Genomic DNA, 13133 nt, shown 5'->3' with positions numbered 1-13133 from the left:
AGAGGGCGGACCGCCCCACACCAAGGAGGATCCAGTGGACACCACCGAGACGTTCGAGCCCGTCGACTCCGCCAACGTGCACAAGGGCGACCGCGTCCGGTTCGTTACCGCCAACAACGGCTTCGGTGGCGGCGACAACGTCTGGCGCACCGGCACGGTCACCAAGGTCACCGAGAAGACGGTCCGCGTGGAGTGCGACAGCAACGCCTTCGGCTCCACAGCCGTCCTGCGGCGAAACCTGGCCGCCTGGAAGGCGCGCTGTGTCACCAAGGCCGCCACCGGACAGCCCGCCGACAAGCCGGACAACACCGACGAGGAACTGCCCGCCACGGTCGTCGAGGCCGCCACCGGCATCATCGTCATCACCAAGGACGGGGACCGCCCCCAGTACGACGTGTGGCTCGACCAGAAGCACATCGGCACCATCTTCGACGAGACCGGCGCCAACCTGGCCCGTGGCGGCTTCGCCGCGTGGTCCCCGAAGGCCCAGCGCAAGGACGGCATCGTCGGCTTCTACGCCACCAAGGAGGAGGCCGGCGACGCAATCGGTCGCCTGCACCGTCCGGTCGGCCCGCGCGGCATGACCGAGCCCCGCAACCGTAGCGACAGCCTCAGCTTCCACGCCCTGCCCGCCGACCGGCAGGCCGCGGTCACCGCCCACGCTGCCCGCCTGCACGCCGAGGGTGGCCGCACCGCCGCCCGCTGCTGGAGGGACGCCCTGGACGCCGACTGGCGCGAGCACCTCGAGATCCCCGACGAGGACACGCTGCGCATGTGTGTCGCCGTCATGGGCGGCGAGATCCACACCGTGGCGCCCGGGAGCGACGACACCCACGTCTATCCGCTGTGCCGGACGGGCGGCCAGAACAACCGCCTAACGAAGTACCGCTTCGTCGACGGCGCCGACCTCACCTGCCAGCACTGCGTCGGCTACCGCGAGGGGCGCGCCGCCGCGCGGGCCCGGAAGGCCGCCCGCACCTGACCGGCCCCCGACCGCCCCGGCTCCTCGACCTGGCCGGGGCGGTCGCATTTTTTCTCGCGAACGGACTTGTATGTAGCTACACAACTAGGGCAATTTGTAGCTACACGACGGGGCGCCGAGCCCCCGACCGAAGGAGAACCCCCATGTCCCGCGCCGCCGCCCTCGCCGCCCTGGTCGCCTACAACGACCGCAACGAGCCCACCGAGAACATCGACGGCCGCATCGCCGAACTGATCGCCGAACTCGCCGACCTGGCCGGCGACCCGGAGGCCGCCATCGACGCCGCCCGCGAGAAGGCCGCCGGCCGGCGCCGCTACTACCGCAACCCGGCCGGCGAGCGTCAGAACACCGCCTCGGACCTGATGAAGCACTACGTCGCCGAGAACCACCGGGCCAGCGAGGCCGCGAACTACGCCGCCGGCGCCATCTCCCGCGCCATCAAGGCCGGCAACGAGGCAGCCCGGGTGCGGGGCGAGGAGAAGTGGCACGCGCTCACCGAGGAACGCAGCACCATCACCCGCCGCCTGATCGCTGCGTGCGGCGCGTTCGACACGGCCCGGGCCGACTGGTTTGCCGCACATGGCGTCGACGCCGACACGACCGACTGACCGCCCCACATCCCGAGAGGAACCCCATGCACGCGTGCAAGGACCGCACACACCGCCCGCAGTGGGTCGTCGTGCAGCGGAACTTCAACCGCTCCGCGTTCAACGGCTACCGGGTGACGCCGTCGGCGTACTCCCTGATCCGGTGCACGACCGTCGACTGCCGCAAGGTCTGGCGCACGAAGGCCGCCTTCGTCAACGCGCTGCCTGACGCCTGCGCCGGCTGCGGCCGGCCGGCGGACACCCGGTGCCGTATCTGCCGACAGTCACACTGCCGGCCGTGCCTGACCGACCACCACCACGAGGGCTACGGCACGCCGACCGACTGAGTTTTCCCAGATCAGGAGGTCTACCAGCCTTGCGTGTAGCTACATGTACGGGCAAGCTGAAAGCACAACGGGGCGCACCGGGCGCCCCACCAACACCCCCCAGGAGGGGTCGCCATGCAGAACACCACCACCGAGGCTCGCTGCTCGCACTGCCTGATGCCGACGGAGGTCGCGACCGACGGCGTCGCGGACGCCCACGACTTCCCGTATGCCGTGGACAACTACGGCCAGTGCAAGGGTTCCGGCAAGGCGACCCTGGCCGGCCCCGCAACCCCGCCGGCCGTCTGGGGCGCCAACTTCACAACCCTGATGGAAATCGGCGTCCTGCCCTCGCCGCTGCCGCAGGCCAAGCGCGAAGGGTGGACGGTCACCATCACCGGGGTCCGCTTCACCCACTCCGCCCACTGCTGGAAGTGCCGTCAGTGCGTGTACGTCGCCACCGAGGGCGGTGTCATCCAGATCGGGTTCGACCACAAGGGCAAGGGCTTCGAGAAGGAGCGCGCGGGCGCCCGGCCGGCTTACGACGGCCCCTGCCCGAACGGGTGTGGCAATCGGGTCGTCTTCGGCGGGCAGTCCTGGCACCGACCGAGCGCGAGGCCCGTGGCCGACGCCCGCACCGTGCAGTGGCGCGAGTGGGAGCAGCTGCGCCGCGACCTGGGCGTACACACCCCGGACATGACTCCGTCCGACCTGGCGCGCCTGCGCAGCGCGCACTGACGGTAACCCTGGGGGCGCCGGCGACTCGACCGCGCCGGCGCCCTTTTTTCTGCCCCGAACCTCCTTGCATGTAGCTACACACCCCCCTTAGTCTGTAGCTACACGCCAGGGCGAAAGCCCCTGATCAGATAGGAACACGCCGGATGAGCACCGCCACCGCAAACACCCCCCGCACCCGGATCACCGACCCGAAGGTCCAGCCGAAGGACCGGGCCATGAAGAAGGTCTGGCTGCTCGAGAACCTGATCTTCCACGCGCGCACCGGGGCCGGGGAGAAGGCGGCGGCCGAGCGCATGCTTGACCGCGCCATCGAGGCCGCACGCAAGGAAGGCGAGATCACCGGCGACAAGGACAGCGCCGGCGCCTGGTACGGCTACCGGCTGCCCGAGGTCTGGTACGGCGAGAGGTACGAGGAGGTGAAGACCCTCTCCCTGACCGAGATAGCGGCCCGGATCCGTGCGGACATCAAGCTCGCCCGGAAGGTCGAGGCGAAGCTCGGCGCCGCGACCGGCACGGAGGTCGCCGTGGTCGACGGACTCGGCGCCCTGGCCGCCATGCCGAAGACCATCAAGGTGTCCGTCACCCGTGACTACTTCGCCGGGGGCGGCTCCATCGACGTCCGTATCTACAACCTCCCCGAAAAGGGCTGGGGCTACGTCCGGGAGACGGACAACTGGGGGCAGCCGCGCTGGGTCCCGAACGCGGAGCTGCGCGGGATCATCAAGGCCCTCGAGAAGATCCACGGCTGGTACAACTTCGACGGCTCCGACGCGACGGTCGACTACTTCCACGTCAACTACTACGGCGGCGTAGAGGTCGACTGGCGCGAGCGCCCCTGACCGGCCCCGCCGCCCGCCGCTCCCCGGCCCTCGACCTGCCGGGGCGCGGCCCCCATACCCCCCATGCACCACCGACCCCGATCACCTGGGGCCGGCATCCCACCGACCCGTGAAGGGGCCCCACATGGCCGAGCAGAACACCGAGAACGCCCCCCGTAGGCTCGAGGTCACCCTCACCCCCGAGGTCTGGCGCCGCGAGCGCGGTCACGCCTTCTACCCGGCGGCAAAGGCGCTGCACGCGATACCGTCGCTGTACGGGACCGACGGCACGCCGGGCGAGCACAAGACCGTCCACGCCCACTACTTCGCCGCCTGGGGTGACTGGTACATCGTCGAGTTCGACCATGCCAGCGGGAAGGCGTTCGGCTGGGCCCGCCTCGGCGCCGACGACTCCCAGGGCGAGTGGGGGTACATCGACCTCCCCGCACTGGAGTCGTTCCGGTCGGCGCGCGGCCTGCCGAACTTCGTCGAGCGCGACTTGAGCTTCACGCCGGCGCCGGCACACGAGGTACTGCCGGCGGGCCGCCGGCGGATGCGTTGCCGGGACGAGGCATGCACAACGTGCCGGCCGGCCGACTGACCGCAGCCCGCGTCCCGACCGTCCGCCAGTCGGGGCGCACCCACTCTCTGACGAGGCAACGACGCCTTGCGTGTAGCTACATGCAGCCCTTAGGTTGTAGCTACACGGAGCGGAACGGCCGCCCCGATACCCAAGGAGGGCCTCATGTTCGGAGAGCACGAGAAGGACCTGCACCTCACCCACTTGCAGCGGACACTGCCCGTCGCGGTCGCGGTGGACGGCCGGGAGCGCCCGGTCGACCGCATGGCCCTGATGGCCGTCATACGCGAGGAGCTGCTGCCGTTCATCACCTACGGCCCCAGCTACGAGCAGGCGGTCGCCGAGGGCCTGCGCCGCGCGCTGTACCACTACAGCCTGCACCGCGGGCAGCAGTTCGCCTACTGGCTCGGCAAGACCCTGCGCGCCGGTATCAAGGCCCGCCGCGTCGAGCCCTACGACCGGGACTTCGTGCACGTCACGGCGACCGCGTGGGGTATCTCCCACGCGACCGGGACGGACATCGAGGGCGCGCAGCTGAACGTCCACGGGTTCGATGAGTCCGTGCCGAACGACAGGGGCGGCGTCGGCGTCACGTTCCGCCACCCCGTGTACGACGGCCTGCGCTTCCGGACCGTGGAGGACTCGTCAGAGTTCGCGTACCGCGCGGGGCTGCTCAAGCGGCACGGCCGCCGCTGGGCCGACACCCGCGCCTAACCCCGCCCCGCCGCCGCGCCCCGGGTCCTCGACCTGCCCGGGGCGCGGCACCCCGCCCGACAACACCTCGAAGGACACCACACGTGAGCGTTACCACCCCGCCCCTGGCCGGCCAGATCAAGGCCGCGCTCCGGGACGCCGACCTCCTAACCGCCTACACCGTCGAGGTCCGCGTCAGCACCCGCAGACGGACGCTTGGCGCCACCATCGAGCCGGGCGGCCAGGCCGTCACCCTCGCCGTCCCTGCCGGCACACAGCCGGCCGACGTCGTCGCCGACGTCCGACGCATGCAGGATCGGATCGCAGGCGCCGCCCTGAAGGCCCGCGCGGTCGCCCCCGACCACCCGACCGTGAACCTCGTCAGCGGAGAGGGCTTCCGGTGGCTCGGCCGCCCGGAGCGGCTCCGGGTCCTCGACGGGCGCGGCCCGGTGGACCGGGTGCACACCAGCGTCTACGGCTGGCGGCTGCACGCCTACCGCGACGACCTCGCCAAGCACGGCGCCCGGCCGATCATCGACTGGTACCGCCGCGAGGGCACCGCGTGGCTCCAGCGGGAGGCGCCGGCCCTCTGGTCGCGGATGACGTACCGGCAGCCCCTCCCGGCGCTACGCGTGGCGGACATCGGCAGGAGGCGCTGGGGTGTCTACCAGCACGCGCCCCACAGGGTGACCCTCGCCTGGCAGACACTCCAGCTCCCCCTCGGCATGGCGCGGTACGTGCTCCTCCACGAGCTGGCCCACGCCACCCGGCCGCCCGGCAGACCGCACGGCCCGGAGTTCTGGACGGTCGTACGGCGCGTCATGCCGGATTACGAGCGGGTCCGCCGGGACCGGGATGAGTACGGCCGCACGTTGTGGATGGGCGACGTCACCGGCCGCTGACATCACTCCTTGCGTGTAGCTACACTAACCCTCTAAAGTGTAGCTACACAGGGCGGGCGCACCGCCCCATCACCGCGTAGGAGAGCCGGTGTTCACCGAAACCATCACTGGCAAGCACGGCAACACCGAGACGGGCACTGCGACCGAGCCGCACGCCATCACCCTGCTGCGCCGCGCCGTGAAGCGCCGGGGCTGCACGGTCGAGGCCACCCGCACGGGCGGCGTCATCATCGAGTGGGACATCTGGGACGGCGGCATCACGCCGAAGAGGTGCACGATCACCCTCGAGCCGACGGCGCCGGTCGGGAACATCACGAAGACCGTGCGCGCCGACCTGGCGGCCATTGACGCCCGGTCGGGTTCCTACCTGGTCATGGAGGCCGAGCCCGAGTTCCGGATCAACGTGGGCCGCATCCGCGCCGGTCTGCACGGTGTTCCGCCGGCCGCGACGAAGAGGCTCATCGACCGGGGCCTGGTCGGCGTCGGCGCGCCGTACTCGGCGACATCGAACGGGTTCCTCGTCGAGACGCGCGTGCCGGTGCGGGTGCCCCTCGCGGCCCGGTTGGCGATGCTCGCCGCCGACCATCGGACGCGGGCCTCGGCGCCGGCCGGGTACGTGCGGCCGGCGGACATCGGCATGACGGGCACGGTCGGACTGAACAAACCCGGCCGTCGCGCCGGCATGGTGTACGACCGCAGCAGTGCGGCGAGCTGCACGTGCCGGCGCTGGACGGGCACGTACGACGGCGCTGACGAGGCGCGCCGGGCGGCCCGCAGGCATCGACAGGACGCCACCGCGGCGTTCGTCCGGGCCCTCCCGTAATCCGGGCTTGCGTGTAGCTACACACACCCTTAGATTGTAGCTACACGGGCGGACGGACCGCCCCCGACGGAAGGGTCATCCAGTGACCTGCATCGAGTTCCTGCCGGTGATCGTGACCAACCTCCCCGACACCGAGGAGCAGCCCCCGCTCCTTGTCGACCCCGTCCACGCCCGCATCGCCCGGGCCGACCAGGTCGCCGCCGGCGACACCGTCCTCGCCACCCTCCCCAACTACGGGCAGCACGGCCTGCTGACTACCGAGTACTTCAATGAGAGCTACGAGGCGCACCCGATGCCCTACGACCCGACCTGCGGCTGCGGCTCCTGCGCGAACCTCGCCGACCACGACGGCCCGGTCGTCAACCTCGGCGACACAAACCCCTGGGACGTGTGCGACCCCTGGCCGGCCGACGACCTCGCCCTGATCGTCCCCGCCCCCACCCGCCAGCTCACCGCCTGACGACCCCACACGCCGCCGTCCGGGCACCTCGACCGCGCCCGGGCGGCGGCCGCCCCACACACCCCGACGAACGCCCCGGAGGGCACCTATGCACTACAGCGCCAAGAGCACGGTCCTGCCGACGAACGCCCCCGACCTGCTCAACTGGGCCGCCGCCCACATTCAGGTCCGCGGCTTCCACGACGGCCGCGACGGCAAGCGGTTCGGGTACGACGGCTCGACGACCACGACCGCACTCCTACGCCCGGGCATGCTCGGCGCCCTCGACGTTGCCGGTGGCGACGGCCGGCAGTCGTCGGCCCGCCGCTACGACTACGACGCTCTGTACGCCGCGCGGCGCCTCGCCCTCGACGCCCTCGCCGACCTCGCGGCCGGCGGCGCTGTACTGCACGACAGGCTCCGGGTCGACGAGTACAAGCACCGCCGCTTCATCGTGCACGAGTGGGGCATGAAGGGCGGGCGTACGGGCGCCGAAGCCGCCGCGCTGTTCCGGGAGGCCGCCCTCTATGCCGAACACGCCGCTGTGGCCGCCACACGGCCGGGTCGACCCCCGCGTCGGATCCGGCCGGCGTCCGTGGCTGCGGTGCTGGAGTGGGCGGCCAGGCATCTCGAGGACGTCGGGCACAGTGCCGACCACTTCACGCATGGCCCTGGGTACGTCGAGAGCGCCCCGTGCACGATGCTGCACGCCCTGGACCGCGCGCTGGTCGCGGCGAAGCCATACCCGTCCGACGGACCCGAGGCGTGGGACGCCTACCGGGAAGCCGCCCCGACCGCGCTGCGCCTGGTCGCCGAACACGTCGCCGGCCGGCCCGTCAACGCCCGCAACGACTACGACACGAAGGCGCTCCAGCGTGCGGTCGTACTCGCCTGGGGGAACAAGTCGGGGGTCACGACGGCAAGGGTCGTCGCGGCGTTCCGTGCGGCCGTGCCGGCCGTCGAGGACGCCGGCGCCATTGAGGACGAGGTGCCGGCGGAGCCGGGGCAGGTGGCTTTCTTCTGAACCGGACTTGCATGTAGCTACACGCCCACTTAGTCTGTAGGTACACACCAAGGGGACCCCCAGCCCAGACGGAAGGACCCCGATGCCCGCGACCGACATCCCGTTCATCTCCCCGGCACTCATTGCCGCCGCCCGCAAGGCCACCGCCCTCGACCAGCGCATGCCGGCCAGCATCAAGCCCGCGGCCGAGCGCCGCTACGCCGCCAGTCAGGAGCGGCGCCGGCTCGTCGCGGAACTCCCCTTCCCCGGCATGGGCCTGGAGATCCCCCTCCACGCGTACGCCGGCTGACCCCCGCCCCGACCACCCACCCGCCCCTGCCACTCGACCGGGCAGGGGCGGGCCCGACACGAAGGCAGCACCGCATGGACACCACCGACACCACCCCCCGGATCGTCCGCAAGACCGATCCGGAGGCGTCCGAGACCTGGCTCCTGATGTACGCCGGCGACCTACTGATCGGGTACGCGGACGTCATCGAGCGCGGCGACGAGATTTGGCTCGCCGAGATCGGCGTGCACCCGAAACACCGGGGCCGCGGCCTGGCGACCGTGCTCCTTCAGGCCGTCGTCGCCGAGTACGCCGGCGCCCAGATCGCACTGTCGGCCGAGCCGTACACCCCGGTCCTTGAGAACTGGCCGCGGGAGGAGGGCTTGACGGCCGACACGCTCGCCGCCTGGTACAGCCGGCACGGCTTCCGGGCCGCCCCAGATGAGGGCTCCCCCCGTCGCATGGTCCGCGTTCCGTGACCCACCGCCAGGCTTGTGTGTAGCTACATGCACCCTTAGTCTGTAGCTACACGGGGCGGGCGGGCCGCCCCGCCTGAACAAAGGGAACCCCGGATGGCCAGCGCAGAACCCTCTCTCATCCGCACCCCCCGCGCCCAGCTCATCGCCGACCTGATCACCCCCATGAACCGCCACGGCGGCCGGGTCGTCGAGGTCGACGCCCACACGGTCATCCCCGACCTGATCGACCTGCTTGACGCCGCAAACGCCCGCGTCCGCGGCATGCGCGCGGTCGTCGTCGAACTCGACACCCCCGACGGGCCGGTACCAGCCGCGGCCCTGCGATCGGCTGTCGGCCTCGCCGAGCGCAGCGACTTCGTCAAGCTCTGGGGCCTGGCCCTGGAAGCGGTCCACGGCAAGCCGACCACCATTGACGAGGTGATTGCCTGGTCGAAGGTGCCGCTGGAAGACCGGTTCGACCAGGCATACCCGGGCGTGCAGCTCCACTCGAACAAGGGCTACGAGTCCGAGTCGACGCTCTACGCCCGCGGCTGGTCCGCCGTCGTTCAGCTCGCCCGCCTACTGCGCGCCGCAATCACCGCTTGGCCCGAGCCGAACTGGCCCACGCAGGTCCGCCGCGAGACGTTCCTGCGGAACGCGGTCGCCGCCTGGAGCGAGGGCCGCGTGGACGACCTGAGGGCACTGATCGCCGAGTACGACCAGGACGCCGGCGCCTGACCCGCCGTCGGGCCCCCCCCCCNNGGGGGGCCCGACGCCTGCACACCATCCACACCCCGAGAAAGGCCACCACATGACCGCTACGGCCACCACCGGCCCGACCTGCACCCAGCACGGCCCCATGTCGCCGCGGACCGCTCGCACCCCGGAGCAGCGCTTCACCGGCACCTGGTGGGCGTGCATCGCCCCTCGCTGCTTGAACGCCTACCTCCAGCCGTCCGCCCAGCTGCTCACCCAGCTGCGACACCAGGACGCCTGACCCACCACCGCCCGAGAAAGGCCACTACCGTGAAGCGCTCCACCCTGCTCATGTTCCACTACGCCAACCACAGCCGGGACATCGACAACCGCACGTCGATGGCCGATGCCCGCACCGCGCTGTGCATCGAGTCGGGCGTGGCCCTCGAGGACATCGACCCGGCGACCGGACACGACTGGTCGCGCCGGGCATACGACAACGTCCGGGCGTCGTGGGTCTCGACCGTGAAGTACCACGGCCTGACCGACGGGTACCTTCAGGCGGGTCTGCGCGAGGCGTTCGGCCGCTGGGCGGAGCGTCGGCCGGAGTTCACCGAGGGCGACGACTGGGAGACGGCGGCCGAGGTCGCGCACCGCACGTACTGGGATGACGAGGTGGGCCACCTGTGCAACGCCAGCGGGTGCGTCGCGTGCTACCCGCTGGCGGCGGAAGATTTGGCGATCCCCGCGGAGATAGCGGCGCTGGACGCGGCCGGCGCGTAACGCCCGCTCCCGGCCGGCAGCCTCGACGCGATCCGGCGTCGGGGCCGCCGGCGTATGCCGGCACGGTCGGCCGGCGGGGCGGGCGTCGGCACGCTGGATTCCCGTCCGAACCGGACTTGCGTGTAGCTACACGATTCCCTTAGGGTGTAGCTACACGGAGCGGATGAGCCGCCCCGCAACCCCGGAAGGGAACCGAAATGAACGAGCCCCAGAGCCTGGCCGAGAAGATCACCACCCGCGCCGAGGTCGCCCTCGCCCGCGAGGCCGACGTCCGCGCCGACTTCACGGCGTCCATCACCGCCGGTGCCGCGCTGACCCCGTACATCCTCAAGCCGGTCATGGTCGCCGAGGCCGAGGCCCAGCCGTGGCGCCAGGTCGCCCGCGCGATCAAGCGGGGCACCGACCCGGTCGCCGCACTGCGCGAGGCCCGCGAGGACGCCACGGAGACCCTGCTCGAGACCGCGCCGACGCGCAGCACCGACGGCCTCACGAACGAGGCCGACCACATCCAGCGCGAGGCCCTGCGCAAGTTCCTCCGCGACACGCGGCGCGCTATCGCCTGACCGTCGACCACCGGCCCCGCCACTCGACCGGGCGGGGCCGGCCACCCCCGGACCGTTCGCCACGCCCCCCAGCCCCGCCAGGCCGGGGGGCGTCGCCATCCGCCCGGGAACGGCCCCAGACCCACCCGCGACACACGGCGGCACTGATCGTCGGCGTCCGATTGGCCGCCCACCCCCTTGTGTGTAGCTACACAGGCCCTTAGAGTGTAGCTACACGGACGGGGACGGCCCGTCCGACCGGCCCAGGAGGCGCACATGATCAAGCACAGCCGCATCGCCCGCCGCGTCATTCGCGAGCGTTCAGCCGCCACCCGCCTCGTCAACGCCCTCCGCCGGGGCCGCGCGCGCTCGATCGCCACCCACGCCATCGCCGCGGGTGTCCCGGCCGAGACCGCGAAGGGCGTGGCCAGCGCCCTGCGCACCGTCGCCAAGCGCCTCGACGTCAAGCCGGTCCGCACGGTCAACAACCGCCGCAACGGCCGCCACCCGGGCAAGGTGCGCCACCACTACACCCCGGCACAGGTCGCCGTGCTCCGCGCGCACTACAAGCCGCGCAAGGCCGAGTACGTCGACGCGGTCGCCCGCATGGCGCTCGCCGCCTGACTCGAACACTCCGCGCGGCCCGGTCCCTCGACCTGACCGGGCCGCGCCCCGACACGCACCCAAGGAGTCGTGACTACGGACCAGCACACCACCCCCGCCGCCGAGCAGGCCGGGGAGCAGGGCTTCTACGTGAGCGCCCGCTACCAGGACCGAGCGAAGCTGCTGCTCGGCCCGTACGCGACGCACCAGGAGGCCCTGGACAACGTCGACCGGGCGCGCCGGTACGTCGTCGAGCACGACGTGCGTGGCTGGCTGTACGCCTTCGGGACGGTGCGCGGCGAGATGAAGCCCGGACGAGCGCTGCCCACCGGCCACCTCAACGACCGGCTCGGCCTGACCGAGTAGGTGCCCACCCCGCGCGCCCCGGTCACTCAACCTGGCCGGGGCGTGCCTACCGCTCGCTGCGCCCCACCGGCGGGGCCCTGACGGCCGTGTGCGGCCCGGAGATTCCGGCTGCGCCACAGGGGGTCGCGCGCGCCGTCCTGGCCGCGAGTCGGCTATGTGCCGGCCTTGCGAGGGTCATAGCGCCGGCTCCGGCGAGGCGTGCGCCGCTCTCGGTACGTGCGGCCGGGGCAGATTCTCGCTTGCGTGTAGCTACATAACCCCTTAGTCTGTAGCTACACGCCAGGGGGGAACGCCCCCGGGCCAGCGAAAGGGAACACAATGCCCGAGACGACCGCCGCCCGCGCCGCCCTTAACACCTACACCGCCACCGTCCCCGGCGAGCGCGGCGAGACCCGCCGGACACAGGCCACCGACCTGATCGTTGACCTCCTGCTGTGCTTCGAGGAGGACACCGCCCACGCGATCCTCATCGACGTCGAGCGCCGCCTCGAGGAGGAGCGCCCGGCCATCACGCCGCGATTCGTCGGCGTCTGATTCCCCGGGGGCCCCGGTCACTCGACCAGACCGGGGCCCCGGCCGCCCCAACGCCCACCGCACCCCGAGAAAGGGCACCGCATGAGCACCAACACCGACGCCACGACGGTCACCTTCCCGTCCGGCTCGACCGTCGACCTCCCCGCCGGCATGATCCCCTGCCGTCGACCGGAAGCCGTCACGTACGACGGGAGCCGGTACATCCTCGTCGGCACCACCCCGGCCGGGCGCGAGATCCGGTCCTCCTACAGCTGCGCCGCGTATAGCCGGGCCGTAGACGTGCACTCGATGCGCGCGGCCGTCGCGAAGGTGCGCGCCCGGGCCAAGCAGTACGAGGAGCGTGATCTGACGCTCAAGGCCCAGAAGGCGCGCCGGAATGCCGACTGGATGGAGGCGCGGCATGCCGTCGCAATAGCGGACTGGGCCGCCGACCCGGCACCGTGCTCCTGCCCGGAGGACTGACCGCCCATCGCTGCGCCCCCGCCACTCGACCAGGCGGGGGCGCTTGTGTGTAGCTACACATCCCCTTAGTCTGTAGCTACACGGGGCGGAGCGGCCGCCTCGGGCGGAAGGAGTCCGATGCACACCACGACGCAGGCCCTACGCGACGGAGGGACGGTGGAGCTGCCCGCCGGCATGACCCCCTGCCGCCGGCCGCTGCGCGTCCTCTACACCGGCGAGGAGCGCCGGGTCACCGCCCGTACGCCCGCCGGAGCAGCCATCTACACCTCCTGGTCGTGCGCCGCGTACGCCCGGGCGGCCGAGATCGCCGCCGAACGACTCCTGGTCGCCCGCCTGCGGGCCCGGGCCGAGGAGTTCGATGCGGCCCGCGCTCCGGCCGCTGCGGCGAAGCTACGGGTTCAGGCGGACCGCCGGGAGCAGCAGTTGGCGCTGACGCTTGCGGCGTACGCCGACGATCCGGTGCCGTGCACCTGCCCGGAGGGCTGACCTCCACCCCCCCTACGCTCCCC

General features: G+C 71.8%; 22 protein-coding genes. All 22 read left to right on the top strand.

Annotation, left to right across the window (positions count from 1 at the left end):
- The first annotated feature begins 34 nt into the window (after positions 1-34).
- The 22 genes from ABD350_RS08795 (at position 35) to ABD350_RS08690 (ending at position 13110) form a co-directional block, all read left to right on the top strand.
- Entirely contained in the window at positions 35-982 is a 948-nt protein-coding gene (locus ABD350_RS08795) for a hypothetical protein (protein WP_344347251.1), read from the top strand.
- Positions 983-1125: 143 nt separating this feature from the next.
- Positions 1126-1590 (top strand): hypothetical protein, encoded by a 465-nt coding sequence (locus ABD350_RS08790; RefSeq protein ID WP_344347250.1) that lies wholly within the window; start codon positions 1126-1128, stop codon positions 1588-1590.
- 26 nt (positions 1591-1616) lie between these two features.
- Positions 1617-1916, top strand: coding sequence for a hypothetical protein (locus ABD350_RS08785; protein WP_344347249.1), 300 nt, complete (start codon positions 1617-1619; stop codon positions 1914-1916).
- Positions 1917-2030: 114 nt separating this feature from the next.
- Complete coding sequence (locus ABD350_RS08780) at positions 2031-2633, top strand: hypothetical protein (protein WP_344347248.1); 603 nt, start codon at positions 2031-2033, stop codon at positions 2631-2633.
- Positions 2634-2776: 143 nt separating this feature from the next.
- Entirely contained in the window at positions 2777-3472 is a 696-nt protein-coding gene (locus ABD350_RS08775) for a hypothetical protein (RefSeq protein WP_344347247.1), read from the top strand.
- 124 nt (positions 3473-3596) lie between these two features.
- Complete coding sequence (locus ABD350_RS08770) at positions 3597-4052, top strand: DUF2958 domain-containing protein (RefSeq protein WP_344347246.1); 456 nt, start codon at positions 3597-3599, stop codon at positions 4050-4052.
- A gap of 144 nt (positions 4053-4196) precedes the next feature.
- Positions 4197-4745 carry a hypothetical protein gene (locus ABD350_RS08765; RefSeq protein ID WP_344347245.1) on the top strand — a complete coding sequence of 183 codons (549 nt, stop codon included), beginning with the start codon at positions 4197-4199 and terminating at the stop codon, positions 4743-4745.
- A gap of 83 nt (positions 4746-4828) precedes the next feature.
- Positions 4829-5626, top strand: coding sequence for a M48 family metallopeptidase (locus ABD350_RS08760; protein WP_344347244.1), 798 nt, complete (start codon positions 4829-4831; stop codon positions 5624-5626).
- 88 nt (positions 5627-5714) lie between these two features.
- Positions 5715-6449: a hypothetical protein gene (locus ABD350_RS08755; RefSeq protein WP_344347243.1), complete on the top strand. Its 735-nt coding sequence runs from the start codon at positions 5715-5717 to the stop codon at positions 6447-6449.
- Between the two features lie 82 nt (positions 6450-6531).
- Positions 6532-6909 carry a hypothetical protein gene (locus ABD350_RS08750; RefSeq protein ID WP_344347242.1) on the top strand — a complete coding sequence of 126 codons (378 nt, stop codon included), beginning with the start codon at positions 6532-6534 and terminating at the stop codon, positions 6907-6909.
- Positions 6910-6997: 88 nt separating this feature from the next.
- A complete protein-coding gene (locus ABD350_RS08745; RefSeq protein ID WP_344347241.1) occupies positions 6998-7912 on the top strand; it encodes a DUF6197 family protein in 915 nt (304 codons plus the stop codon).
- Between the two features lie 82 nt (positions 7913-7994).
- Positions 7995-8201 (top strand): hypothetical protein, encoded by a 207-nt coding sequence (locus ABD350_RS08740; protein WP_344347240.1) that lies wholly within the window; start codon positions 7995-7997, stop codon positions 8199-8201.
- 74 nt (positions 8202-8275) lie between these two features.
- A complete protein-coding gene (locus tag ABD350_RS08735; RefSeq protein ID WP_344347239.1) occupies positions 8276-8659 on the top strand; it encodes a GNAT family N-acetyltransferase in 384 nt (127 codons plus the stop codon).
- A gap of 93 nt (positions 8660-8752) precedes the next feature.
- The gene (locus ABD350_RS08730; protein WP_344347238.1) at positions 8753-9376 is read left to right on the top strand and encodes a hypothetical protein; all 624 of its coding nucleotides are present in this window, start codon (positions 8753-8755) and stop codon (positions 9374-9376) included.
- Between the two features lie 73 nt (positions 9377-9449).
- The gene (locus tag ABD350_RS08725; RefSeq protein WP_344347237.1) at positions 9450-9635 is read left to right on the top strand and encodes a hypothetical protein; all 186 of its coding nucleotides are present in this window, start codon (positions 9450-9452) and stop codon (positions 9633-9635) included.
- Positions 9636-9664: 29 nt separating this feature from the next.
- On the top strand, positions 9665-10117 hold the full coding sequence (locus tag ABD350_RS08720) for a hypothetical protein (protein WP_344347236.1): 453 nt from the start codon (positions 9665-9667) through the stop codon (positions 10115-10117).
- A 197-nt stretch (positions 10118-10314) separates the two neighbouring features.
- Positions 10315-10680 (top strand): hypothetical protein, encoded by a 366-nt coding sequence (locus ABD350_RS08715; protein ID WP_344347235.1) that lies wholly within the window; start codon positions 10315-10317, stop codon positions 10678-10680.
- A gap of 255 nt (positions 10681-10935) precedes the next feature.
- Positions 10936-11283, top strand: coding sequence for a hypothetical protein (locus ABD350_RS08710; RefSeq protein WP_344347234.1), 348 nt, complete (start codon positions 10936-10938; stop codon positions 11281-11283).
- 69 nt (positions 11284-11352) lie between these two features.
- Positions 11353-11628 carry a hypothetical protein gene (locus ABD350_RS08705; protein ID WP_344347233.1) on the top strand — a complete coding sequence of 92 codons (276 nt, stop codon included), beginning with the start codon at positions 11353-11355 and terminating at the stop codon, positions 11626-11628.
- A gap of 318 nt (positions 11629-11946) precedes the next feature.
- On the top strand, positions 11947-12162 hold the full coding sequence (locus ABD350_RS08700; protein ID WP_344347232.1) for a hypothetical protein: 216 nt from the start codon (positions 11947-11949) through the stop codon (positions 12160-12162).
- 81 nt (positions 12163-12243) lie between these two features.
- Positions 12244-12624, top strand: a complete 381-nt coding sequence (locus ABD350_RS08695; RefSeq protein ID WP_344347231.1) for a hypothetical protein — start codon at positions 12244-12246, stop codon at positions 12622-12624.
- Between the two features lie 117 nt (positions 12625-12741).
- Positions 12742-13110, top strand: a complete 369-nt coding sequence (locus ABD350_RS08690) for a hypothetical protein (protein WP_344347230.1) — start codon at positions 12742-12744, stop codon at positions 13108-13110.
- The last annotated feature ends 23 nt before the right edge of the window (positions 13111-13133 follow it).

Origin of the sequence: Streptomyces nogalater (assembly GCF_039532885.1) — a bacterium.
Classification (GTDB): Bacteria; Actinomycetota; Actinomycetes; order Streptomycetales; family Streptomycetaceae; genus Streptomyces; species Streptomyces nogalater.
Note: the sequence above shows the minus strand (reverse complement) of the source record. Positions and strands in the feature narration are given on the sequence as shown.